General features: G+C 41.5%; 20 protein-coding genes. 6 read left to right on the top strand and 14 right to left on the bottom strand.

What is annotated here, in order from left to right; all coding sequences use genetic code 11:
- Positions 1-26: 26 nt before the first annotated feature.
- The 12 genes from rlmKL to ccoN all read right to left on the bottom strand — a co-directional run bounded on the left by rlmKL (position 27) and on the right by ccoN (position 14,329).
- Entirely contained in the window at positions 27-2,348 is a 2,322-nt protein-coding gene (gene rlmKL, locus KPY62_RS04280; RefSeq protein ID WP_216580967.1) for a bifunctional 23S rRNA (guanine(2069)-N(7))-methyltransferase RlmK/23S rRNA (guanine(2445)-N(2))-methyltransferase RlmL, read from the bottom strand.
- 308 nt (positions 2,349-2,656) lie between these two features.
- Positions 2,657-3,850: a mechanosensitive ion channel family protein gene (locus tag KPY62_RS04275; protein WP_228730567.1), complete on the bottom strand. Its 1,194-nt coding sequence runs from the start codon at positions 3,848-3,850 to the stop codon at positions 2,657-2,659.
- Positions 3,851-3,910: 60 nt separating this feature from the next.
- Entirely contained in the window at positions 3,911-5,419 is a 1,509-nt protein-coding gene (locus KPY62_RS04270) for a dihydrolipoyl dehydrogenase (protein ID WP_216580965.1), read from the bottom strand.
- Positions 5,420-5,663: 244 nt separating this feature from the next.
- A complete protein-coding gene (locus KPY62_RS04265) occupies positions 5,664-6,158 on the bottom strand; it encodes a peroxiredoxin (RefSeq protein ID WP_216580964.1) in 495 nt (164 codons plus the stop codon).
- A gap of 209 nt (positions 6,159-6,367) precedes the next feature.
- The gene (locus tag KPY62_RS04260) at positions 6,368-6,697 is read right to left on the bottom strand and encodes a hypothetical protein (protein WP_201622717.1); all 330 of its coding nucleotides are present in this window, start codon (positions 6,695-6,697) and stop codon (positions 6,368-6,370) included.
- Between the two features lie 341 nt (positions 6,698-7,038).
- Positions 7,039-7,881, bottom strand: coding sequence for a 7-cyano-7-deazaguanine synthase (locus KPY62_RS04255; RefSeq protein WP_216580963.1), 843 nt, complete (start codon positions 7,879-7,881; stop codon positions 7,039-7,041).
- A 312-nt stretch (positions 7,882-8,193) separates the two neighbouring features.
- The gene (locus KPY62_RS04250; RefSeq protein WP_216580962.1) at positions 8,194-8,787 is read right to left on the bottom strand and encodes a FixH family protein; all 594 of its coding nucleotides are present in this window, start codon (positions 8,785-8,787) and stop codon (positions 8,194-8,196) included.
- 188 nt (positions 8,788-8,975) lie between these two features.
- On the bottom strand, positions 8,976-10,385 hold the full coding sequence (gene ccoG, locus KPY62_RS04245) for a cytochrome c oxidase accessory protein CcoG (protein WP_216580961.1): 1,410 nt from the start codon (positions 10,383-10,385) through the stop codon (positions 8,976-8,978).
- A gap of 481 nt (positions 10,386-10,866) precedes the next feature.
- Positions 10,867-12,021, bottom strand: a complete 1,155-nt coding sequence (gene ccoP / locus KPY62_RS04240; protein ID WP_216580960.1) for a cytochrome-c oxidase, cbb3-type subunit III — start codon at positions 12,019-12,021, stop codon at positions 10,867-10,869.
- The gene (locus KPY62_RS04235; RefSeq protein WP_201622711.1) at positions 12,018-12,200 is read right to left on the bottom strand and encodes a cbb3-type cytochrome oxidase subunit 3; all 183 of its coding nucleotides are present in this window, start codon (positions 12,198-12,200) and stop codon (positions 12,018-12,020) included. Before KPY62_RS04235 ends, ccoP begins: the two co-directional genes overlap by 4 nt.
- Positions 12,200-12,838 carry a cytochrome-c oxidase, cbb3-type subunit II gene (ccoO, locus tag KPY62_RS04230; RefSeq protein ID WP_201622710.1) on the bottom strand — a complete coding sequence of 213 codons (639 nt, stop codon included), beginning with the start codon at positions 12,836-12,838 and terminating at the stop codon, positions 12,200-12,202. The genes KPY62_RS04235 and ccoO overlap by 1 nt, the downstream gene beginning before the upstream one ends.
- A gap of 9 nt (positions 12,839-12,847) precedes the next feature.
- On the bottom strand, positions 12,848-14,329 hold the full coding sequence (gene ccoN, locus KPY62_RS04225) for a cytochrome-c oxidase, cbb3-type subunit I (RefSeq protein ID WP_216580959.1): 1,482 nt from the start codon (positions 14,327-14,329) through the stop codon (positions 12,848-12,850).
- 860 nt (positions 14,330-15,189) lie between these two features.
- On the opposite strand from ccoN, the gene KPY62_RS04220 reads away from it, so the two are divergent.
- Positions 15,190-15,579 (top strand): SCP2 sterol-binding domain-containing protein, encoded by a 390-nt coding sequence (locus tag KPY62_RS04220; protein ID WP_216580958.1) that lies wholly within the window; start codon positions 15,190-15,192, stop codon positions 15,577-15,579.
- Positions 15,580-15,817: 238 nt separating this feature from the next.
- Here the strand turns inward: KPY62_RS04220 and KPY62_RS04215 are convergent, their stop codons facing one another.
- Complete coding sequence (locus tag KPY62_RS04215; RefSeq protein ID WP_216580957.1) at positions 15,818-16,810, bottom strand: hypothetical protein; 993 nt, start codon at positions 16,808-16,810, stop codon at positions 15,818-15,820.
- A 411-nt stretch (positions 16,811-17,221) separates the two neighbouring features.
- On the opposite strand from KPY62_RS04215, the gene KPY62_RS04210 reads away from it, so the two are divergent.
- Positions 17,222-18,457 (top strand): lipoprotein-releasing ABC transporter permease subunit, encoded by a 1,236-nt coding sequence (locus KPY62_RS04210; RefSeq protein WP_216580956.1) that lies wholly within the window; start codon positions 17,222-17,224, stop codon positions 18,455-18,457.
- A gap of 52 nt (positions 18,458-18,509) precedes the next feature.
- Positions 18,510-19,190 (top strand): lipoprotein-releasing ABC transporter ATP-binding protein LolD, encoded by a 681-nt coding sequence (gene lolD / locus KPY62_RS04205; RefSeq protein WP_216580955.1) that lies wholly within the window; start codon positions 18,510-18,512, stop codon positions 19,188-19,190.
- A 112-nt stretch (positions 19,191-19,302) separates the two neighbouring features.
- On the opposite strand, the gene KPY62_RS04200 is transcribed toward lolD, so the two are convergent.
- Positions 19,303-19,908, bottom strand: a complete 606-nt coding sequence (locus KPY62_RS04200) for a DUF2062 domain-containing protein (protein WP_324033814.1) — start codon at positions 19,906-19,908, stop codon at positions 19,303-19,305.
- Positions 19,909-20,237: 329 nt separating this feature from the next.
- On the opposite strand from KPY62_RS04200, the gene KPY62_RS04195 reads away from it, so the two are divergent.
- The 3 genes from KPY62_RS04195 to KPY62_RS04185 all read left to right on the top strand — a co-directional run bounded on the left by KPY62_RS04195 (position 20,238) and on the right by KPY62_RS04185 (position 25,823).
- Positions 20,238-23,486 carry a ComEC/Rec2 family competence protein gene (locus KPY62_RS04195; RefSeq protein WP_324033812.1) on the top strand — a complete coding sequence of 1,083 codons (3,249 nt, stop codon included), beginning with the start codon at positions 20,238-20,240 and terminating at the stop codon, positions 23,484-23,486.
- Positions 23,487-23,710: 224 nt separating this feature from the next.
- Positions 23,711-24,760 (top strand): signal peptide peptidase SppA, encoded by a 1,050-nt coding sequence (gene sppA, locus KPY62_RS04190; RefSeq protein ID WP_216580953.1) that lies wholly within the window; start codon positions 23,711-23,713, stop codon positions 24,758-24,760.
- A gap of 175 nt (positions 24,761-24,935) precedes the next feature.
- Entirely contained in the window at positions 24,936-25,823 is an 888-nt protein-coding gene (locus KPY62_RS04185) for an alpha/beta fold hydrolase (protein ID WP_216580952.1), read from the top strand.
- The last annotated feature ends 66 nt before the right edge of the window (positions 25,824-25,889 follow it).

The following is a 25,889-nucleotide window of genomic DNA, read 5'->3' as shown; positions in this document are numbered from 1 at the left end:
TTAGACGGTTTTGCTGTTGCAAGTGATTAGCGATGACGAATCTCAAAGCTCTGATGAATAGGTTTTTTGACATTGAAGTCGAAACCAATAGTCTCTTGAGTCACATCGACAATATCATAACGCTCAGTCAGCTGCTCATCGAGCTCAAAGCGGGTAAAGTTGTTAGAGAAATACAAGACCCCATCAGCAGTTAGGCGGTTCATTGCTCGATTGATCAGTGCCGAATGATCGCGCTGAACATCAAAAGTACCTTGGAACTTCTTTGAGTTAGAAAAAGTAGGGGGATCAATAAATATAATATCGAACTGTTCAGTATTGTCTTTAATCCACTCAAAAATATCCGCAGCGACGAACTGATATTTATTACGGCTAACATCAAGACCATTAAGCACGAAGTTTTGCTTACCCCAGTCTAGATAGTTTTGTGATAAATCAACGCTAGTCACTTTTTTGGCACCAGCAAGGGCAGCATGGACACTAGCAGTACAAGTGTAAGCAAACAAGTTCAGTACCGCTTTGCCACGGCTATTGTCTTTAATGCGTGCGCGCATATTACGGTGATCAATAAACAAACCAGTATCTAAATAATCAGTGAAGTTGACATAAAAATAAGCGTCGTCTTCACGAGCGATATAGAATTTGCCTTTCTTCTCGGTATTGCCTTGCTTACTATACTGGTCATTACCCGACTGGCGAGCACGAGTCTTGATAAAGACTTGCTCACGGTTAATGCCTAAAACTTCACGGATACCCATCAATGCTAAGTTAAAGCGCTTTCTAGCGGTTTCAGGTGGGATAGTCTTAGGCGGTGCATACTCTTGTACGTGCACATAATCACCATATAGATCAATGGCGACCTTAAAGTCAGGCAGATCGGCATCATAGACACGTATATTGCTGACGTTCTCTTTAGTAGCTTGTTTTCTGAGGCGACCGAGATTCTTTTGTAGACGGTTGATAAAATCTTGGCCTTCCTCAGTATCAATCTCACGCTTCTCAAAACGACTCATTAGATTGCCAACTTGGCCAGGGATTAGCTTACCGTAACGGAAATAAACCGTGATAGCACCATTATGACAACGCAGAGTTTTTGGCTCGCTAATAGGCAGAATATCGACTTGTTCGACATTGGAAGCTAAGATACCAACCATAGGATTGACGTCGCTACCAGCAAAGCTATCCTGCAGGATAAGCCCTATAGCCTGATAAAGAGGACGAATATTCTCCTCATCGCCTAGACGCTCACCATAAGGCGGATTGGTAATGATCAGTGGATTACTCAATCTACCGTCTTTGACCATCGGACTTAAAGTACTATTAAGTTGATCAAGGGCACGAGTCTCAAGGTCTATCAGCGGTAACAAGTCTTGTAAACCGGCGGCAATTAAATTTTTCTCAGTAGCCAGTATCGCGCCACTATCGGCATCAAAGCCTAAGATTAGCGGTAGAGTATCCGGTTGCTCGCAAGCAATAGTTAAAGCGTCACGGAATCGGGTTTGCGCCTCATCCACCATCGCCATCCATAAGGTCTCATCGTGATGCTGCCACTGATAAAAACCAAACTGATTGGCGGCCTTATCAATGCCAACCGCATAATCGCAATGCATTAGCAGCGCTTCGATAATAAAAGTACCTGAGCCACACATCGGATCGATTAGCGCATTATAAAAAGGCGTGTTATCAGTCTCATTCTGCTTATGCCAGCCCGCACTGTATAACAGAGCTGCTGCTAAGTTTTCTTTTAACGGAGCATCGGTCATAGCTACACGATAACCACGACGATGTAAGCTAGTACCAGATAAATCTAAATACAGTTCGGCTTGCTTATCATTTACCGTTGCAAAAATAGCAAAATCTGGGTTTTTGCTGTCGACATTTGGGCGGCTGTCATAGACCTCATTAAAAGTATCGGCAATCGCATCTTTGATACGCAACATAGCGAACTGTTGGCTGACCGCTACACGCTTATCTACTGATAATCGAATAGCAAAAGTCTGCTCAAGCTTAAATTGCTCAGTCCAATTGATCGACTTGGCTAGACCATATAATTGCTCTGCTACATCATATTCAGCATTGATATTTTTGCGTTTGATCAGCATTAATACTCTAGAGGCTACCCGCGACCACAAGCAAATAGTATATAAATCACGTAAGGATCCGCTGACGTTTAGACGCCCTGTACTTTTGATTTCACTGGCGATACCAAAGCTGGTTAGCTCAGTCTGTAGTGGTGCTTCTAGCCCATCAGCACAAGTGATGATAAGCTCAAGCGCTAAATCTGGCGCTGCTACTGGCAATGAGGTTGATAAGGGCGCTTGCGCAGCTGCGGGCGTGGTTGGTTCGGTCATACGGATACCTGTGTCTAGATAAGCAAATCAGAAAATAAAGCGTTAGCGTTTAACTGGCGATTTTACCATAATTTCGGTCGATAAAGGTTAAAGCACAGAGGTTTAAGCGATGTCTGTGCATTAGATAACCGTAATAATGGTTAATAAAGCCAACACTTTAATAAGTCTAAAGCAGCTCACTCTATTTTCTTTATCACCGAACTATTAATGAGACGCTAATGTCGTTAACAAGGTTAATCATAGCCGATTAGCATCCAACAGAGGTAAAGGGATAAGTTATGCGTGGCCTAAAGTGAGAGAGTCAGCCATTATCCTTCACCATTATTTTTAGCCAATAAGGTTTTGTCTTCTACAATTTGAGTAGTAGTGGCAAAAGGTTTAGTCGGGATAGGGTAGTCAACGTCTTTAGGCATAAGCAGACGCATATGCGGATAAGGAGTAGAAATATTAGCGTTGTCAAAGGCACGTTTTATAGCCTCTTGCAGGTTTTCCTTGATCTTGGGCATACGGGCAACTGATGCAGGTTTGACCCAGAATCTGACAATAAAGAACACCCCATACTCACCGATTTCAGCTACTGTAGCTGAGGTTTCAGGACGGCTCAATACTACCTCAGTATCTTCTAATATTCGCATGATTTCTGCACGCGCCGTATCGACATCATCTTCAAAAGCGATACGTACTCGAATATCGAAACGGATAAAGTTCTTGGAGGTGATATTAGTGACCTCAGAAGAAGCAACATTGGAGTTGGGGATGATAATAGTGATGTTATCACGAGTTAGGATATGAGTAGTACGCAAAGAAATAAGGACCACCCGACCTTCTTTATCATTGATATTAATCCAATCCCCTACTTGGAAGGATTGCTCGAGCAAAATAGTAATACCAGCGATAAAGTTAGCCAATGTAGATTGAGCTGCAAAGCCAACCGCCAAACCAACGATACCTAAACCGGCCACTAGCGAGACAATATCGAAGCCAAACTGAGCCATTACGCTGGCTAGACCTAGTACTAATAGCAGTACGGATAGAATGTTTTTGAGTAGCTGTTCAATAGAAGCGTTTAGACCATAATGCTGCAGAACTTTATGAATGATCTGCCCTGACGAGGTCCATAATATGTAATAAATACCGGCCCAAGTGCAAGCTTTAGCCGTCGCTTTAACAGTAGTAGGCTCAAAATTAATTTGGCTCATAATCGCAATCAAGCTAGCTACTATCCAAATATAGCGCAGGATGGAGCGAGCAATTTTGGCGCGTCGATCATTCAAGCGCAAACGCGTCTTATTATGCTTAATAAAATAAATAGTTAGCCAATAAAAAAACCCTAATACTGCGAGCAGAATTAAGATTTTTATACCTGTACTGACTAGCTCTACTGCATGCGATGACCAATCTAAAGTGTCTTCTTCTACTGAGCCACCAATCGCTAAATAGAGACTAGTATGCAAATCACGAATGATCTCTTGAAAAAACTCAGTAATTGTAGCTATTGCCATTGTTTCATCCATAAGGGTGGTAGGAATCAGCTTTGATTAGCAGTGTAGCTGAGCCACAATCTAAAAGCCATCTTGCTGTGCATCATTGGGTTGGCGCGAAATCGACATCTTATCTTGTACATCTCGTAGAGCAGTACGTAACCCTTCTAAAATAGTAGGGTGATAAAAGGGCATATTGAGTAAGTCTTTAACACTCAAATCATTGGTAATAGCATTGGCTATTATGTGACCAATGTACTCCGCATCAGGACCTACCATGCTAGCCCCTAAGATGGTATGGGTTTTTTTGCAACCATAAACGTGCAGCAGACCACAATTAACGCCCATAACACGGCTGCGTCCTTGGTTATCAAAACTCACTTCACCGATAACATACTCAAGCCCTGAATTTTTAATTTCAGGTAGTGACATCCCTACATTAGTAATTTGTGGTTCACAGAAGACGATAGAAAAGGGCACAGCAGGAGCTCTAACGTAGGCATCATCATTGTCTTTACAGACAGCATTACCAGAGCTAAAACCTTCATCGCTAGCGACGTGCAATAGTGGAATATGAGCATTAGCATCGCCAATGATATACACGTCAAGATCGCCAATCTGACCAGTAGCGATATCTAAGTTTTGTGGCTTGTTACTATCATCAAGGACTACCCCTAGATTTTCAACGCCCAACTGCTCAATGTTATTACGTCGTCCAGTGGCTACTAAGACGTACTGGCCTTCCCAGCGGCTCTTATTATCCTCTTTATCTTTATAGTTAATAAAGGCTTGGAGTTTTTTATCCTCAGTAGTCAAAGTCCCGACCCCAGTAACTTCAGTAGCCAGTTTCATGGTCAGATCACTACTTAAGCATTCAATAGCTTTTTGATTGATAGCTTCATCTTTAAGGCTAGCCACTCTATTGACATTATTGAATAGAGTCACTGCTACCCCTAAACGAGTCATAGCTTGTGCAAGCTCTAAACCTATCGCGCCCGCGCCAATGACCGCCATTGATACTGGTAGATCTGAGAGCTCAAATATAGTGTCAGAAGTCAGGAGCGTAGCACCTAAGTTATTACGCCAATCATCAGGGACAAAAGGAGAGCTGCCAGTAGCAACGATAATTTTATCAGCTTTGATTATTTCGTCGTTAACTTCAATCAAACCTTGCTTATTGATATAAGCCCGCCCAGATATCTTTTTGTCCGCAGGCCAGCCTTCAACTTGTTTTTTAACGCTATTAGCGAAGTGATCGCGCTCAGCTTGAACTCGTGCCATGACTTGCTTTCCATCGATACGTACTTCAGTATGAATACCAAATTGATCAGAGTACTCAGCTTCGTGAGCACGATTAGCAGCAGCGATTAATAGTTTGCTGGGCATACAACCAATAGTGGCACAAGTGGTTGTCCAAAACCCATCATTAATAATAACGATATTTTTAGTTATTTTGCTGGCTTGGCTAAAAGCATTTTGTCCAGCAGTACCAGCACCAATCACTGCAACATCGACATGGCGAGTAATTTTAGTAGTCGATGACTGGTCAGCAGCCTTATTAGCAACTTGGTTATCAGATGATTTGCTCATATTATTCTCAACTTAAAAGTAATAATTTTAGGTTATATAGCTTAACGATAAGCTTTGATCGATTATAAATAATTTAGCTATTATCTAATAATCAGCAACTAGATTAAGTAAAGCTACATAAGCACACAGCACTATAAATGTAGTAGGCTGTTGCAAAAATGTTTTTAACTGACCCTACTACAACCTAAGCTTGATAACCAGGACACTATATCAACTAGAGCACTAGATAATGCGCAGCTATTTATTAGGTTAAGGTTTCCAGCAAACGCTCAGCATAATCTTTAGCTCGTAAGTTGCGCTGGGCATGAGTGAGTACTCCTTGCTTATTAAATACAAAGGCTGAGCGCACTAGGCCGATAGTGGTTTTGCCATACATATTTTTTTCTTGAATGACATCGAAGTATTGGCATAGCTTCTCGTCACTATCACTGATAAGCGCAATTTGTAAGTCGTATTTTTCGATAAATTTTTGATGTGATTCTACACTATCACGAGACACACCAATGATGTCGTATTCAAGATCATCAAAAGCATTGAGGTGTTCAGTAAAGTCATTCGCTTGGATAGTGCAGCCAGGGGTATCATCTTTTGGGTAAAAGTAAAGAATAAGCCCTTTGCTTTTATTAGTAAGAAGGTCCACTAAGCTAATATCATCATGAATGAAATGCCCATCTAACTGGCGAACTAGCGTTACTGGAAAGGTAGGTAAGGCGATAACTTCAGTAGTGGCTTTGGCCATGATAAATTCCTTTTTATATTAATTGACAGAGTTAGCTGAAAGGCTGTTAGAACGACAAGCTAATTTAGCAGTTTTACACTTTGCTAGATTATTGGCAACTGCTAGCAACAAAAAAAGACTGACTAAGGTCAGTCTTATCTCTACAACGATAAACCATAACTTAGTTAAAGCTTTAACTATCTGGCCGTTAAAAGCTTTGCTAAGTTATATTAAGCAGGCTTCTGTGGTTGTTTTAAATTCAGGCCTTCAGTACATTGCTGCAACTCTTTTTGCATCTTTTTCACATAAGACAAGCTTGAAGGGTCTTTTTTGTTTTGCGCGTAGCTCTCAATTTCCCACATCTGGCCAATAGTCATTTGACTACGCACATTGATAGTACAAGTGCACAGTTTAGTTGCAGTATTTTTATCTGCTACTTTATATTTGACGGCGCCACTGACACAGCTATTGATATTGTCTTGCTTGATATCGGCGGCATTAGCTTGCGGCATAGCGATCAGACCGATAACTACTAAAGGTAAAATTTGCAATAACTTCATAAGGTTTCTCTCTCGGACAATATAAACAATGGGGTTAAAAAAGTAGATAAGTAGACAGTAGCATTAGTTGTTATAGCCTACTATTTGTAGCTAACTATTATAAGGCATGTTGTATATTCACAACTAGATCCTGCTGTAGCCTATCGTTCAACACGTCTATTCACAAACTAGCTTGTAGTATTTATAAGCTCATAGCTATAAGCTTAGCCGCTACAATAACAATTATGCTGACTAAAAAACACTACGCTCCTGCTGTGATGATGCAATTAAATGTTACGCTTTTGTTTACTAAAGCTATTTATGGGGTATTAATACTCTGAGGGCGCATAAACTAGCTATTATTAACCTTGATAGCGCGTTGGATCAGCGACTTTGGCTTGTGCAAATCCTTGGCGACGCAGTACACAGCTATCACATACCCCGCAAGCTAAACCTTGAGCGTCTGCTTGGTAGCAAGAGATAGTCTTAGCATAATCTACTCCTAAAGTGAGACCAAGTTCAATAGTCTGTGCTTTTGATAACTGTTGCAAAGGGGTTTGAATCCTTAACTGATGACCAGTAACACCAGCTTTAGTGGCAAGATTGGCTAAGTTCTCAAAGGCGGCTATATATTCAGGGCGACAATCAGGATAGCCTGAATAATCCACTGAGCTGACACCGATGACAATATGATTGGCATCAGTAACTTCCGCTACCGCTAGCGCGTAAGATAGAAAGATAGTGTTGCGTGCTGGTACGTAAGTATTGGGAATAGCGTCATTATCAACTTGATTATCGATAGCACCGCTAATCGCCGTGTTGATAGAAGGTTTTATTGAATCGATGCTTGCATCAGCAGCCACATTGGTGCTTTTAGTAGTGAATTTATCAGCAGTAGCGAACTTGTCAGTATCACCATCAGGTATGCTCATGCTGTGATCAGTCAGTGACGAACCCCCTAGCTGACCGATATCGAGGTCTATAATACGGTGAGCGACACCAGCGTTTTGGGCAATAGCTTTAGCGGCTACTAGCTCGCTATTATGGCGTTGACCATAATCAAAGCTTATGGCAGTAATAGAAGCATAGCGCTCTTTTGCCCAATAAAGACAAGTTACTGAGTCCAAGCCACCTGACAGCAGCACTACAGCATTTTGAGTATTAGAGTTAGAGTCAGAATCACAGAGCAGCATAGTGTTAGTCATAATAGTATTTATCGCTAATAGGCAAAAAAGCTATTTTAGCAAAATTACTATCATTACAACACCGTAGCCTGGAGGATTACTAAGGCAATATAACTATTTTTTAACCTATTAATAAGATTTTTTAATTTAAATATTGAATGACTTTCGATAGTAGTGTCATGGGCATCACTATTTATACTGATAGCCATTTTAATAACATAGCGTTTAAAGCAAAAAACCAGCGGCTTACTATTGAGTAAGTCGCTGGTTTTTCGTGGTAACTGCAACAGCTGTCTCCGTTTTTATAAAGGAGCTATTGTTAGTCAGTAGTGGCTAGCTGGGCTTTTCAAATACCGGTAAGGGGTCGAAACTAACCTTTGCGCGCGGCAGCTTTGCTACATCACGCATGCGCCAATCTTCTGTACCATCATTACTTACTTGCAGATAATATTTAGCTTTTACAGGATCAATACTGACGGCTGGTGCGCTATATTTATTACCGCTCTCATGCTGCAAGACTACATCACGATCTTTTTTGATATCAGTAGCATGAGAGATAGATAGTGCTAACTCATCAGGGTAGACGAGTGGGGTACCATTGAGCAGCTTACCTGACTGTAGGCTTTTCTCAGGATAATTGAGATAAAAAGTAATATCACCATTATCTGCAAACTGCATTTGACCATGTAGGTCTAAATCATAAGTAAGCTTATCGCGGGATACATCATGATATAAGGTTTTACCATCCATGTACCAGTCATCACGTACCACGCTATCACGGATTTGGTAAGAGTAATAAACGAACCAAAGACAAGCCACTACCACGAATGCTGGCAGACCAATCACAAAGATAATTACCATGTAGTTTTTGTACCATGGCTGGCTATCTTGGTGCTTAAAATTCGGTGATTGAGTAGGAGTAGACATATAATACCTATTTAACGCATCAGTTTATAAACGCAACTGCTAAATGCAGCCCACTTAATGCTAATTAATAACCGCATTAGTATAGCCTGATTTAGTAGGCACCGCATCTGCTAAGCACTTTATAAATGAGTATTTAGCAGGAAATTATAGGTGAGTTGTAGGGCTAAAAAAAGCCATCTGTTAATAACTTACTGGCCTTGAGTAGTGAAGACGTTGTCTTTACTAACTTTATACTGACCATCTTCACTTATCACATTGAGAGTGACGGGTGTTTGACCTTCATCGATAATAGCCGGATCACCGTAGATACTTACTGCCATATCAAAGCTCTCACCAGCATCGAGGGGAACGTCATTGAAGCGCAGTTGTAAGCTCAACCCATCTTTGGGAGCTAAGGTAATCTTATAAGTGTGCTCATCTTGAGTTTTGTTAGTCAATTTGACGACGTAACTGTTCTCAATCATCCCTTGAGTATTTAACGACGATAGCTGATTACGATCACGGCGAATATCAATCTCTAAAGGCACGCGATCTGTCAAAGCATAGATTAAACCGCCACATAACACTAGAAGTAGGGCTAAATAGGCGAACAGACGCTTACTGAATACTCGAGTGTTCTCTTTTTCTGCTAGCTGGCGCTCAGTAGTATAGCGAATCAAGCCACGCTTATAACCGACTTTGTCCATAACCTCATTACAAGCATCGATGCAAGCGGCACATTGAATACAACCAACTTGTAAACCATCACGAATATCGATACCAGTAGGGCAGACTTGCACACACATTTGGCACTCAATACAGTCACCTAAGTCCTCAGGGTGAGTACCTTTTTTGCGAGTACCACGTGGCTCACCACGCTCATAATCATAAGAAACGATTAAGGTGTCTTTATCGAACATAACACTTTGGAAGCGGCCATAAGGGCAGATCTGAATGCACATTTGCTCACGCATGTAACCTGCGTTAGCATAAGTTGCAAAGGTAAAGATAAACATCGATACCCATATCCAAGTTGGCCAGTCAGGAATAGGGATATGTTCTATCATCTGCCAACTTTGATAAATTTGGTCAGTACCAGCCACGTAACTTACAAAAGTTGCCGCAGTGATCACCGACAGAGCCAGCCATATAAAATAGACTAAACCACGTTTAAAGGCTTTAGTCGGGCCCATAGGAGATTTATCAAACTTAATACGCTTATTACGATCGCCGATAACCCACTTTTCAACATGCTGATACAAGTGAGTCCAAATGGTTTGTGGACAGGCATAACCGCACCATACTCGTCCAGCATAGACCGTTACCATAAACAAGGTAAAGGCAGCAATAAGTGCAAAAGCTGCAATGAAATAGAAATCCTGAGTTAAGAAGGTCATGCCAAAGATATAGTAATGCTGCGAGGGAACGTCAAACCATATAGCCTGTCTACCATCATATCGCAGCCAAGGTAACAACAAAAATAATGCTAGAAAGAAGTACATACTAACCAGACGAATGTTTTGATAGAGACCTGTGACAAAGCGAGGATGGATGCGATGCTTAGTAGCATCAAGATCAATCTGCTGTATAGAAATTTTATTAGAGTGTGGTGCTGACATAAACTTGCCTCTTTAAAAAAAGAATCAGTCTGCTGGCATGAGTAACGAACATAAATTATAGCTATTAAATGTATAAATCTACGCTTTTATCAATGTCAGTAAGGAGTTGAAACTTGCATCATGGCTACCACTTATAGCTACTATTAATGATACTTAGCATCTAAACATCGATACAATTTCAACGACCAAATGATCGATTGTATATAACCAATAAGAATTAAAAATATGTTGATCATCTACTAATTAATATACAAAAATGTCTTAATAAATAGTCATTTGAGTCACTATTTTAGCATTCCCTTACTGTAAATGGGGAGATGTTATAAAAAACAATTACTATATCTAGTTAAATAATAATTGTTTTTTTCTTTTTCTGGTACTAACTACTGATAATAAAAAAGAGAACTGCATTAACAGTTCTCCTTTATTTGACATCCTATCTAACACTAGCAACTGACTATTAACTAAAATATTATAGATTTTAGTTAGCGCTGCTTACTTCTACTGCAGCTAAAGGAGCAGTAGCACTAGCGGTAATATTAGTGTCAGGTTTAACTGTTTTAGTATTTCTGTCTGACAGCGAGTAAACATAAGCAACGACTAACATAATACGCTCATTACCTAGCTTAGTTTCCCACTGTGGCATAACACCAGCGCGACCATAACGTAAAGTATTACGTACTGTCTCACGATCACCACCATACAACCAAATCTGATCAGTAAGGTTAGGAGCACCCGCTGAAATCATACCTTTACCATCTTTACCATGACAAAGGGCACAGTTTTGAGCAAAAATAGCGCTACCTTGAGCCACTAAAGTTTTATCAAGTTCGCCATTAGCTTTGCTACCATTGTTGGCAGATAAAGATAAAACATATTCGGAAGCGGCACGAACGCCTTCTTCACCAATCTGTTCACGCCAAGCTGGCATACCGCCGACACGTCCATTATGAAGTGTGGCTAGAAGATTACTAGCATTGCCGCCATATAACCAGTCACCATCTGTCAAGTTAGGATAGCCTAGTGCACCTTTCGCATTAGAGCCATGACATACTGCACAATTCTGCAAGAACAAACGGCTACCAACTTTTAAAGCACTTGGATTTTGCGCAAGTTTCTCAACAGCTGGGGCAAGCGCTTCGATTTTCTTATCTATTTGAGTTTTCAAGTCTGCTGGTGGTGTCTCACTGCGACGCATAGTCGCTTGAAGAACAGAAAGTTCATTCAAGGTTTCAGTAGCACTAGTAGCATTCGCTTTAGCTAAAATAGACTTTTCAAAGTTATCAGTGAATACTTTATTGTTTTCTTCAAGCTCACTATAAAGCTCGTTTTTCGAGGTCCAAGGTACTGTGTCGCCATCGACTTCTACTGTTGCGATGCCATGCCAAGTACCAGGGAACATAGCTGGGAAGAATACCCAATAAACTATACCCCAAGCTATTGAGCCAAAAAATATTACTAACCACCATTTAGGAAGTGGTTTATCGTATTCTCGAATACCGTCATAGTCATGACCAGTAGTACCATCCTCTTCTACTTCAGGTTTAAACTTGAGTACCATTAACAGTACGCCAAGAATAAACAACCAACACGAAAAGGCAATTATGGTAATCCAAGAACTCCAAAAAACTGTCATCTTTCATCCTTATTGCGCTGCTCTTCAGATAAAGTATCTACAACCTCATCGTCAAGCGCAAGCTGTGCATCTTCTTCGAAGCGTTTTTTGTTTTTTGGTGAATACGCCCACCATGCAACACCTATAAAGGCAACAAAAGCTGAAACAGTTGCAATTGTTTGTAATTCACCAATACCCATTAGCGCTGTCCTTCCATTGCAGTACCTAACTGTTGAAGATAGGCGACTAAAGCGTCAAGTTCCGTAGCGCCAAGTACAGCATCGGGAGCGCCATCTATGTCCTCTTGAGTGTACGGAACACCGAAACGGTCACGGAATAGACGCATCTTGGTTTGCACGTTAGTACCGTTGATTTCATTTTCTGCAAGCCATGGAAATCCTGGCATAATTGATTCAGGTACTAATGAACGTGGGTTCATTAAATGTTGCTTCTGCCAGTCTTCTGAATAGCGTCCGCCAACTCGTGCTAGATCTGGTCCAGTACGTTTAGAACCCCACAAGAAGGGATGATCCCAAGTTGATTCAGCAGCACGTGAGTAAGGTCCATAACGTTCAACTTCTGCACGCAATGGACGTACCATCTGTGTATGGCAGACATGACAACCTTCACGAATGTAGATGTCACGACCTTCGAACTCAAGTGCAGTCCACGGCTCCATAGAAGGTAGCGGTGCGTTCACCCCACCTTCTTCAGGACCTTTGTTATCATAAATTAGCGGTACAATCTCAACTAAGGTTGCAAAGCTGATTGCGATAACGATACCGATAACCAACAAACCTGTGTTTTTTTCAATAATCTCATGCGGTGTACCAGCCATGATCGTTCCTTATATTTTAGCCGTCTGTGACTCATTGACACTAGGGTTATGATCAGTTGGATCAGCGATATCTACAGGCTTACCTTCTGGCATTTTAAGGGTTTTATAACAGTTATAAGCCATTACGAACATGCCTGAAACATAAAGTAGACCGCCGAATGCACGACCAATATATGGGAAGTGTGAGAACTCAACCGTGTCAACAAAACTATATACTAAAGTACCATCAGGGTTAGTAGCCAACCACATCATACCTTGGCCGATACCTGAGATCCACATCGAAACGATATAGAAAATAGTACCTGCTGTTGCTAGCCAAAAGTGAGTAGTAATCAAGCTGATAGAGTACATTTTTGGCTTATTATAAATACGAGGTAACAACACATACAACGAACCAATAGTGATCATACCTACCCAGCCAAGTGCGCCTGAGTGTACGTGACCAATAGTCCAGTCAGTATTATGCGATAAGGCGTTGACGGTTTTAATAGACATCATCGGCCCTTCGAACGTTGACATCGCATAGAAGGATAAAGCAACGATCATAAAGCGAATAATCGGATCGGTACGTAGTTTATCCCAGCTTCCAGATAGAGTAAGGACACCATTAATCATACCGCCCCAAGAAGGTGCGAATAGGATAATAGAGAACACCATCGCTAACGACTGCGTCCAATCTGGCAAGGCTGAATAATGAAGATGGTGACCACCAGCCCACATATATGAAGCAATCAATGCCCAAAAGTGAACGATAGAAAGGCGGTAAGAGTAAATAGGACGACCTATCTGTACGGGAACGAAGTAGTACATCATTCCTAAGAAAGCGGCAGTTAGATAAAAGCCTACTGCATTATGTCCATACCACCATTGCACCATTGCATCGGTCGCACCACCAAATAGTGAGTAAGACTTAAACGCACTAACGGGGATAGCCATACTATTGACAATATGCAGTAATGCAATTGTGATAATAAAGGCGGCAAAGAACCAGTTAGCCACATAGATATGTGAGGTTTTGCGCTTAATTAAAGTACCGAAGAAGACGATGGCATAAGATATCCATACTAAAGCGATCAAAATATCGATCGGCCACTCTAGTTCAGCATATTCCTTAGTAGAGGTTAATCCTAACGGAAGAGTGATGACCGCGGAGACGATAACTGCCTGCCAACCCCAAAAGGTAAACCAAGCAAGGTAAGGGGCAAATAGTCTAGTCTTACAGGTACGCTGAACAATATAATAGGAGGTAGCGAACAAGGCTGAGCCACCGAATGCAAAAATAACAGCATTAGTATGCAGTGGTCTTAAACGACTAAAAGTCAGCCATGGTGTATCAAAGTTAAGCGCTGGCCATGCCAATTGTGAGGCAAGGAAAACACCGAGACTCATACCGATAATGCCCCATACTACGGCCATAGTAGTAAAAAATCGTATAATAGTGATTTCGTACTCACGGTCCACTGGAGCGACTGCTGTGTTTTGTAAACTCATTGGATGATTCCTTTACAGCCTGAATGATCAACAGTGTTAACTAAATATTCACCGTACCCTCGTTATAAAAAATAATTCTATAACTAGTTAACGATCGCGGTAAATGCGCGGTATAAGTTGATGTCTGATTTGCTACCTGAATATTATAACCTATCAAGATAAGACTTTAGCCAGTTGATAGTGGGATTATATATAGTATTGAAGTAACAACAAAACTGCCGTCTTTTGAAATCAAATCGAGGTTTGATAGGGTGTATTGGTGCTTATATAATTAACCGGTCTAGCGTTGATAAAATAAGTCGTTAATTATAGAATTAAGCTGGCGGCGGCTGACAAAAAAATATTTGCGTAATGTTTAGTTAAAACTCCCGACTCTGTTTAAGGTATTGTAACGCAATATTGATGAAATATCATCAAACTCATGCGCCAAAATACAAACTCTTTGGTAAACAATTTAACTGATAGCTTTTAATAATTCACTGATAAAGCGCTGTGGGATATTGAAAAATAGCACAATAAAGCACTACAACTATAGACAGTTATAATAACAAAAAAAATCAATATATCAATATGAAATGTAAGGAATTAAATTTAAAAAGCTGATTAGTGAGTGAAATCAGGTGATTACCTTGCCTAAATGCAGTTACAAAACACTAATATTTTATTGCTTACTGGTCGCTGTTACTATTTGTCGTGGTTAACACTCTTTACTTCTCCAAAAACCACGGCATAATAATGATGAGCCCTCGATTGTCTTATCTAATAGCTCTATTACTTGATCTAGTGGATAGGAAGAATCTCATCAAGGTTACAAGAACTACTTTTAGTTTATTAACTACTCAATCATAAAGGATAATGAAATGGCTGTTTTTTTAACTGACGAATGGTTTGTACAAGTTGAAGAATTTGGTAACGAAGCAGGTGAGTTGAACCTACCACCAGCTCTAGCCGCTATGGTGATCAACCTTAAAGTTGCTGATGGCAGTGAGACTATTGAAGCTAGCTTCGCTAATGGTCTATTGCAGCGTGGCTTGAATGATAAAGCGACTACGACCCTAGTATTAGATCGTGATACGCTACAATCTACAGTCACTAACTTCGACATGAATGAAATCATGGGTGCTTTTATGAGTGGCAAAATCCGTGTCGAAGGCGATATGTCACAATTGATGGCATTACAAACCGCTCGTCCTAGCACTGAGCAAAAAGAGCTGTTTAAGCGCATTAAGTCAATCACTACTACTGCTTAAGCTATTTCAGTAGCTATGTTATTTGAGGTTCGATGTTAGCCTAGCCTTTGGCGGCAATATAGTCTTCGAGTGCTAACTTTGAGCGCTAAATACGTACAAGGTTTTGGAAATAATCGCCACTACACAAAAAGCCCTTAATACAGTTAAGGGCTTTTTTATGGGCTAGCTTATCGACTTAAGACAAGATTTGCTTAGTTAGCAGCTCGACTCTGTAACTATGCTGACTGCATTAGCTTGGCTAGCTGGCTCGCGATTGAGTCTGCAGTTGCAGCTTAGTATTTTGTTTGTTTTGGTTTTCTTTATAGATAGCTGCTTGTAGCCAAATATTAGCTTGGATATAGTTGAGCACACCAATGGCTTGAGTTTGGGGGGTACTAGGCGCAGCGATACGAACCACGAATGGATCGGCATCTTGCTCACGTAAGATGACCACATCGAACAGTATGATATCTTTACCATTGAATTTACATTGTTGCTTACCTAGCACTTGTCCTTGACACCAAGCTTCGTCCTCTTGACCTAAAGTATCGCCAAATAAATAAGCACACATGTGACCTAGGTTGATTTCTACGGGCTCCATTTGTTCTTTAGTCGTTGGCTGCCAGTCTTTGACTTGCTCTTGAATGTCAGTAGGTACTTGACCGTTATTGGCGGCCACGATGTCGTTAAAAGCACGATGAGAACGAATGGCTTCTTGGTCCTCAACCATAATCACTTCTTGTTGTTCGCTGATAGTAATCTCATGCGCCCAAGCACTGAAGTTGACAAAATAAGAAGTACCTTGCTGATATAAATGGCGATTGGCGGTGTAAAGCTGATCAAAGGCATAAATTATACTGCCATCAGCAGTCCGTAGACGCAGTACCGCATCATGAGTAGTCTCATTGACGATCATACGCTCAATAGTGCAATTAAGACCATACAGACTATCGACACAAGGGTAGGCGTTGACAAAACGTTCAGGTTTACCGTCTTTCATCGCTAGTACTTGATTGATATGGCAAGGTTGATCCTCAGAGAGCAATAAGCAGCTGTCTTTAGCACTGACATTGCTATTGAGGCCTTTAGGCATTGTGGCTTGCTCAATCATCTGCTGTAACCATTCAGGTACATCATGGCTCATGTCATCGGTTAAGATACGCCAATGGTCAGCATGACCAGCCGTTTGGGCTTCGGTTAAGGTGATTTTGGTAGGAGATTGTAGGTTTTTATAATGATAATTAGTAGTCATGAAAATACTCAAACTTAAGTCAGCTGTGAAGTTTGGACCTAAAAAGTTCAACAAACAACACTGATGGGTTAATGACAATAATCCTTTACATACAATATATAGGTATAGACTCAACTAATAGCAAGCCCCCCATAAAAAATAATAACAAAGCAGTGCTTTTTTTAAAATAGCGCTTTTATTTTACTCCTAAGGACGACGTTTAATAGCACATTTTAGACAAATTGTGTCAAACTATCCCCTTTTTGCCAGCCTAAACACTATAAACACCAAAATACAAAATCATATAAAGTGTTAATACAGCATCAAATAATTAGCAAGTCTGTCTAAAACCATATCTACTCCTCAGCGCAAAGCTAAATCATTATCCTAGCATTTGTGCTGCTGTTGTTAGATAAGATAAAGAGTTTGAATATGTTTCGTCCTTTAGCCTTATTTATTGGTCTACGCTATACCCGAGCAGAGCGCAGTAACCGCTTTATCTCTTTTATATCGCTTATTTCAATGGTCGGTCTGACTCTTGGGGTGGCGGTATTAATCACCGTATTGTCAGTGATGAATGGCTTTGATCGAGAGCTTAAAACCCGTATTCTGGGTATGGTGCCTCAAGCAACTGTTATCTCAACTGAGGTTATTGGTGACTGGCAACAGCTGGCTGATGAGATCAAAAAAGATCCAGAAGTCGTCGCTGTAGCGCCTTTTATTCAGCTGCAGGGTATGCTGACTTCCAACGGTCAAGTGGCTGGCATTATGGTCACTGGGATTGATCCTGAGTATGAGAAAAACGTCTCAATTATCAATGACAACATGACTGAAGGCAGCATCGATACCCTAAAAAGTGGTGATTTCAGTATCGTATTGGGTGAAGAGATGGTGCAGTCGCTAGGATTACGTATCGGCGATAAAGTCACTCTAGTATTGCCAGAAGCATCGCCGTCACCAGCTGGGGTTATTCCGCGCTTTAAACGTTTTACTTTGACAGGTATATTCAGTATCAGTCCGGAAGTGGATAGCTTAATGGCCTTTATTCCGATGAATGATGCCGCTAAACTACTGCGCTTGCCTGCTGGTGCCCAAGGTATTCGTCTAAAGCTAGATGATATCTTTACTGCACCTATGGCTGCACAAAAAGCTGCTGCTATAGCACCTGATCAGCTCTATCCCAATGACTGGACGCAGACGCATGGTAATTTATTTGGTGCTATCCAAATGGAAAAAGCTATGGTTGGCTTGCTGTTATTTTTGATTATTCTAGTAGCGGCGTTTAATATCGTTTCCAGCTTGGTTATGCTAGTCACTGATAAAAAAGCCGATATCGCTATCTTAAAAACTTTTGGCGCCTCACCAAAGCTGATCACTCAAATATTTATGGTACAAGGAGTAGTGATTGGCTTTATTGGCACTATCGCTGGCACGATTTTGGGCATCATATTTGCGCTAACGGTTGGTGATATCCTAGGTTTTATCAATCAAAGCTTTGGTCTGAATCTATTTGACGCCTATTTTATCAACTACTTACCTTCGGAGCTGCGTTTGGTAGATGTGGTATTGATAACTGGGGCTTCATTTATCTTAAGCTTTTTGGCGACTATTTATCCAGCACGTCGAGCCGCTAGGATTCAACCAGCGCAGACCTTGCGTTACGAATAATGGCGATAAAAGAAATAATAAGTTGAATTGTAATATAAAAAAAGGAAGTGCTATGTCTGCTATTTTAGAGGCGACCAACATCAGTAAAATATATGATGAAGGCGCTGTACGCACACAGGTATTAACTGGTTTAGACTTGTCAGTAAGACCTGGCGAACGCATAGCCATCGTTGGCACTAGTGGCTCAGGAAAAAGTACCTTATTGCATCTACTCGGTGGTTTGGATACGCCTACTAGTGGCGAAGTCTGGCTACATGGTAAGTGTCTTAATCACATGAACGAGACTGAGCGTGGGTTAATGCGTAACCAGCACTTAGGGTTTGTTTACCAGTTTCATCATCTATTGGCGGAGTTTACGGCCATAGAAAACGTAGCTATGCCGTTATTGATGCGTCCAAAAGTCTCTACCGCTGATGCCCGTAATCAAGCGATTGAAATCTTAGAAAATGTCGGATTGGGTCATCGGTTAGAACATAGACCAGGTGAGCTATCAGGTGGTGAGCGTCAACGTGTTGCTATTGCGCGTGCTCTAGTGACTAAGCCCTCGCTAATATTGGCGGATGAGCCGACGGGTAACTTGGATTATGACAATGCGCAAAGTGTTTTTGCCATGCTTTCTGAGTTACAAAACACTATGCAAACTGCGCTATTAATGGTGACTCATGATCGCAACTTAGCAGCACTGGCTGATAGGCAGTTGTTATTGCGCAATGGTAAGTGGGAACAGTATTAGCAAGGGGTCTAATGGATGCTAAATATTCAGTGCCGATAAGCTCAGTAGTGGTGTGAGCTGTCTCTAATCTAAGTGTCTAGTGGAAGTTATTTTTGCTAGCGGCTTTGAGTAATTATTCTAAAGGCTTTTTTAACGGTTTATCTTTTGCTGATTTATCCTTACTTTTTGCATCTTGAGGACGTCTTTGCCAACTGACGATAGTTTTATAGCGCCAAATCGCTTTAAAGGCTAAACCACAAATCAAACTGGTTAGGATGGCTAACAGTGTCAATCCTAAACAAAACGCTCCGATCGATACCACCCCTTTATAAGTGATAAAGGGGTTGGCCCCATCAGATATAATCCATAAGCTAAAGTCAGTAATCATACGGCCAATCAGCCGTAAACTGATCATTGGCACGTCAAGAATCTTGGCACCCACATAGTAGCCAGCATAGAATACCGGTAAGGTAGTGAGTGGATTGGTAATCCAAGTCAGTCCAAGAGCCATCGGTACGTTGGCCCGGAAGACAAGCGCTCCGATTAATGCCAGTAGCATCTGTCCTGGCAGTGGGAAAAAAGCACTCAGTACTCCTATATATACCGCTTTATTCAAACTGTGGCGATTGAATTGCCAAAGCCGTGCATCGGTTAGGTAAGGTGCAAATACCTTTAAGGTGCGACTCTCTAGAATCTTTTCAGGTGTAGGCAGCAGGTTTTTTAGGTGTTTTTTTGGCACAGGCTTGCCTTTGATCATGGTATAAGGGTCACCACTACTGACATTAAGTGGCTGATAGTTAAAGATTTAATGGATAAAAATAGAAACACTTATGGAGCGTAGCATCAGCTGTGATGGCCAATAGTTGCAACAACTGCATTCAGTATAGGGTAATATAAATAGAAATGCTATTGTTCAGACTAAGCTATAAAGCAAGGCTAATGAGCCTAAAGGCTGTAGCAATTTCACATTATTTTATAGAGTTCGATCAGCCAAGCTTAACGATAATCTCTGACTCATTGAACGATCTAGCGTATTGGGTTAAGTAGGTAATTAACTAAGGAGTGCTAGTGTATTGGTTACTAAGCATACTTATCTTAACGGTGATGATCGCCGTCTTAGCTATTGCCAGTAGTAATACCTTGCCAGCCAGTTTGCTATCGATAGAGATAGCTAGTCTATCAATTTTGCCTTATCTGTTAGGTATCTCGTTAATCTTAATAGTTATCAGTCAAAGAGGTGTAGCACTTGCTGCTACTATTCTAAGCGATAATTCATCTACTAGTGATGAGCAATCTACTAATAAAAAATTATCGGCTAAAAAAACTTCATTAATCTTTAGCTGGTTGTCTCAAGCGCTCTATTACTTATGCATTGCCGCCCTAGCGATTCTATTAGTCATGGCTAGTGCACTGCAAGCCTTGAGTAGTCATCAGCGTGCTGAAAATACTAAGCTAGCCTTATCGATGCGAGTACAAGCGCTAGTGACGATCGAAGGTATCAGCGATAGCTTATATGACCCTACTAGCAACAGCGGTTATCGGCAAGTGGCCACCCTCAGTTATGTAGCGCCGCTCATTGCTGAATTAACTGCGCAGGAATTAGCGATTATAACGGCTGAGCAGTTACAACTAAACACTAGTGATAACGAGGGCATTAACCGAAAGTTCAATGATATCTCTATTACTACTAGCCGAGCTGCAACTTATCGAGTGCTACTTAGTGCTTATCCCAAAACAAACACCAGCAGCAATAACTTAGCCACTGTTAACCGCTTGCAGCCGGGTGATCAGCTACTGATGAGCTTATCACTAGTGCCCCTTGCAACCTCAGAACAAGCTCTCAATAATCCGACTGGCTTTGATAGTTATCGTTGGTTACGAGGGCGTCATATTGACGGGGTAGCTAATATTATAAGCGTCGGTGTTCCTATCAATAACCTTGCTAATAGTGCTAATACGGTTAATAGCTCTGAAACGGCTACTGATAGCGCCGCAGCCGATAATGCTATAGCACCCCTAACTGTTTTATCCAATGCTAGTCTCAGCTTTAAACATTGGCGCACTAAAATTGACCAACAGCGCTGGCAATTGCGTCAGAGTTTTTATCAGCACTGGCCATCATTAAGCCCAGCGCAGCAGCAAGCCAATGCGGTTGCTTTGAGTTTGTTGACTGGTGACCGTAGTTTGATAAGCCGTGAGACTAAAGATTTGTATCAGCTAGCAGGTATCTCGCATCTATTAGCTATTTCTGGCACTCATGTTTTGTTTTTAGCCATTATGCTGGCAGGTCTAGTAGTGCTAGTCTCGGATCGCTTTTGCCCGATACTATATAGCTATTTGCCACGCTGGCAACTGCGCTGGGGAGTGATGATCAGTGCCGCTTTTATTTATGCCTTGTTCACCGGGTTCGATGTACCTGCGGCGCGTACGGCGTGGATGTTACTGGCTGTTGGCCTCGTGCGTTTATCCTTAGTACCAGTGAGCGCTATGCGAGTATTATTAGCTTTAGCAGTACTGTTAGCTTGGTTTGATCCTTATGTGCTATGGCAAGCGGGATATTGGCTGTCCTTCGTCGCCGTAGCCCTAATACTGAAATACGATAATGGCTTGCAGCAACAGCACTCGGATAATAGCTTTAAGAATAGCCCGCAGCTTCTTAGTAAACACCAGCAAAACTGGCGAAATAATAGCCTTATTTATAGTATTTTGACAAAAACTTGGCCGTTAATTAAGCGTCTGTTCAAGCTACAGTGTTGGTTATTTATAGCGCTGCTGCCGATTACTCTATTGCTGTTTGGCAAAGCTTCATTTTGGAGCTTAGTGATTAACTTGTTCGCTATAAGTTTGTTCGGTTGGGTTATCATACCGCTGAATCTATTGGCAGGGCTATGCTATCTTTTATGGCCCTCTGTTGCATCAACTATTTGGCTGTTAGTCACCACTATAATGATGAATGTGCATCAGCTGATAGCTTGGTTGACTTCGTTGCCAGCAGTCAGTAGTGCTTGGCTATACACTCCAGTAAACACCGCTATATTATTGATGGGGTTGTTAGTATTATTACCCTGGCTATTGCCGCCTAAGTTACTCAGTCGCTGGCTAGCATTGCCACCGCTGAGCTTGTTAATAATAACCCTCTATGCCAATCAGCAGCGGCTGAGCTCCACGCCAACTCTATATGTTTTACCTACTAACGACAGTTATTTGACGGCGGCTGTATTACAGTATCCCGTTAATGCTATTAAAATGAAAGATTTTAACCGCGATGATAAAAGTGCTCAGCAAAGTTCAGATAGTATCAGTTGGCTAATCTTAGCCGATCACCGACCTAAAACTGCACGCACTACCGTAAGCATGCTGACAGCCGAGCAGTTATCTGCGACTTTAACGCAGCAGCTAGGGACTCTAGCCATTAAGCGTTTAGAGGGGATAGTGGTACAAACTGGCTCAGCTACACCAACGGCCAAACAGCACTATAAGCAGCAGAGCACGCTTAATATCGCATATAGCCCCGAAGGCGAAAGCTTGTTAGCTCTGACCGCTAGGCAACTGAGTCAAAGCTTACCTACTAAGCACTATTGGCAGGCAGGCGAGCACAAAAAACTAGCAGCTGCTAAGCAACGCGTTATTACGCATGATCGATTAGCAAATAAACCTATTAGCAAGTCTGTTAGTAGTAACCTAGTTATTAGCGCGCAACACTGTGGAGCAGGGAAGGTTTGGCAGTCAGCAAATGAAACACTAACTATAAAAGCAGTTACGGGTTGGCCAATGATAGCTGATAGTAGCGTTTGGGATTGTAGCTTACTTATAGAAAGCGATGAGCCTATCGATATCTTACAGTTCAATCCGGCTAATCCTGTAAAATCACCAGTACTAACTAGTCAGATACTAAGACCGGCGGTATCGCCAGCAACAACATCGCCACTGCATAAGCAAGCGCAGCCAAGTAAATCGCGGTTGATATTGGATGTAGCCACCCATCAGCGTCTTTGGCAACTGTGGCAGCTAATGTGTACAGCAGGTGAGCTAGACGTCGATACTGATAAGCCTATTAAGGTTATCAAGGATAGCGATGTTCAGGATCAGCACAATCAGCACAATTACTTAAGCAAGCACTCAAGCAATTGGTTAACCCATAGTTCCTCAGCGGTACCCAGTAGCGTGTTGATAGCGCAGCAAGTTGAGCAACTACTAAGCTATGACAATAAGCCATTAGCAGTGGCCTTTGCTGCTACTGCTAATTTCGATACTGATACTGATACTGTTACCGATAGTAATGTCGATATTAATAGCCATAACAATACTATAAAATAAAAACCGCTCTAAGATAGAATGGCTCATACAACATTCACCTTTAAACTTATGTTTTGTTAGCTTTTGTGCTGTGACTACTATTGAACCCTAAACTAAAGGTCACCATAACCAGTAAGCCGCTTATAGAATCAGCAAAGCGTTTAGCATGATGCAGCACTCATTTTTATTGCCTTACCTTTTTTTAAATATTGTTTTTAAATATTGTTTCTAACCTAGGAAGTTATATGCCTAACTGGCCACCAGATCCCAATAAACGTCCTGATAATTCGGTCAACCAGCCTGTACCTCTGCAGCAGCAGCCAAGTGGTCAAGAATGGCGTCTTATCGAAAATACTTTACTAGCCAGTGTCCAAGAGCAACGTCGTGCGCGGCGCTGGGGTATTTTCTTTAAACTGCTGACTTTTGGCTATATTCTACTGATATTTTTGACCCTTGGACGTGGTTGCAGCAGTAATGCACCAACCGGACTTGAAGGTGTCGATACGAGTAAGCCACACTTAGCAGTAGTTGAGCTACAAGGCACTATCAGTAGTGGTGATGTGGCTAATGCTTATGATGTTAGCAAAGCCTTGACTCGGGCTTTTGAAAACCCTAATTCAAAAGCAGTGGCACTCGATATCAATTCGCCAGGGGGCTCGCCAGTACAGTCTGATGAAATCTGGCAAACGATGAGGGATCTGCGTAAAGAATATCCTGATAAAAAACTCTATGCGGTGATCGGTGATATTGGCGCATCAGGCGCTTATTATATTGCCTCTGCTGCTGATGAGATATATGTTAATCCTTCCAGTTTGGTTGGCTCTATAGGGGTTATTATGCCGAGCTACAATATTGAAGGATTAATGGATAAAGTAGGGGTTAAAGATCGTACTATCACTGCTGGTGAGTATAAAGATATTTTGAGCTTGAGCCGCCCGCTTACCGATTATGAAGAAAAGCATGTCGAAAGTGTGTTGGCTAATACTCACAAACACTTCATAAATGCTGTAAAAGAAGGTCGTGGTAATCGTCTTAAAGATCCAGAAAAGAATAAACTATTCTCAGGGTTATTCTGGACTGGTGAGCAGTCTATTGCATTAGGTTTAGCAGACAAAACTGGTAGTATTGCCAGCTTAGAGAGACAGTTAGAGCTAAGCAATGTAGTAAACTATACCCCAACGGATCCATTCCGCTTGTTTATGGATCGCTTTGCTGTACAGATGGGTGCTGGAGTAGGGTCGAGTATCAACTTTGATATCTTACCTAAAGAAGAAAATAACGCGCAAATGCGTTAAGTAAGTGTGTTTATAAGGCTGAGCTATGGATAATAGCTCAGCTTTTTAGTGTCTAGTAGTTCAACAGGCTATAGTCGGTTGATGGGTCAAAAATATTATTAGCATTTGTTGATATTGACCGTTATATTTCCCATGATAGCCCATAAGTATAATTTAAGTTTAGTGAGAATAGACTATGAGTATTATTAATGCGCAGAGCTTTGCGGCGCTTCCCTTATCAAAAAAAACCAATAAGCCGGTTATCCATTTTGCTCATGCTAACGGTATACCAAGCCAAGTCTATCAAGCGTTCTTTGCTGAGTTAGAGGCGTTTTTTACTATCGAATACATCGCTATGCTAGGTAACCACCCTGACTATCCGGTTGATAATCATTGGCGCAGCCTGACTCAGCAAGTGGTCGATAGCGTAAAAGCCACTTGTGAGGATCATCAGGTATCGCAAGTAGTTGCTGTTGGCCATTCGCTTGGCGCTATGTGTACCCTACAAGCATTGTATCGTGCGCCGCAATACTTTAACCAAGCAGTATTGATGGATCCGCCTTGGTTGTATGGCAAGATTAGCTTATTATGGCACTTAGCTAAGACTACAGATAGATTACCGCTGATGAACCATCGTTTGATGGATAAATTATCGCCAGCTGGCATCTCCAAAAAGCGTCGTGACGTTTGGGAGAGTCGTGAGGATGCTCATGATAAGCTACGTGGTAAAGGCTTTTTTAAGCACTTTGATGAACGCAGCTTTGAGGGTTATATCGAGCACGGCTTACACCAGCGCGCTGATGGCAAAGTTACTTTAGCGATTCCTAAAGCTAGTGAAGTTGCGGTATTCCGTACTAACCCTTCGTTGTATTGGCTAACGCCAAACCATAGTCCTAAGCCACCAGTAACCTTGATCATTGGTGAAGATAGTATCTTCCTAAAACGCAAATTTCCCCAGCAAATAAAAGCTCGCTTGGGCATTTCTTATCAGACTCATAAAGGGGGTCATATGTTCCCATTAGAGCACCCAGAGTCAGTATCTGCGCAAGTACTAGAGGTCATTGCTCAACAACTAGCTTTATAAATAAAGCCTATAACTTGACTACTGTTTCTGTCGTTCTGTCGTTCTGTCGTTCTGATGGACTTTAAT

The sequence above is a fragment of the Psychrobacter sp. TAE2020 genome, from assembly GCF_018919485.1.
Lineage (GTDB): Bacteria > Pseudomonadota > Gammaproteobacteria > Pseudomonadales > Moraxellaceae > Psychrobacter.
Note: the sequence above shows the minus strand (reverse complement) of the source record. Positions and strands in the feature narration are given on the sequence as shown.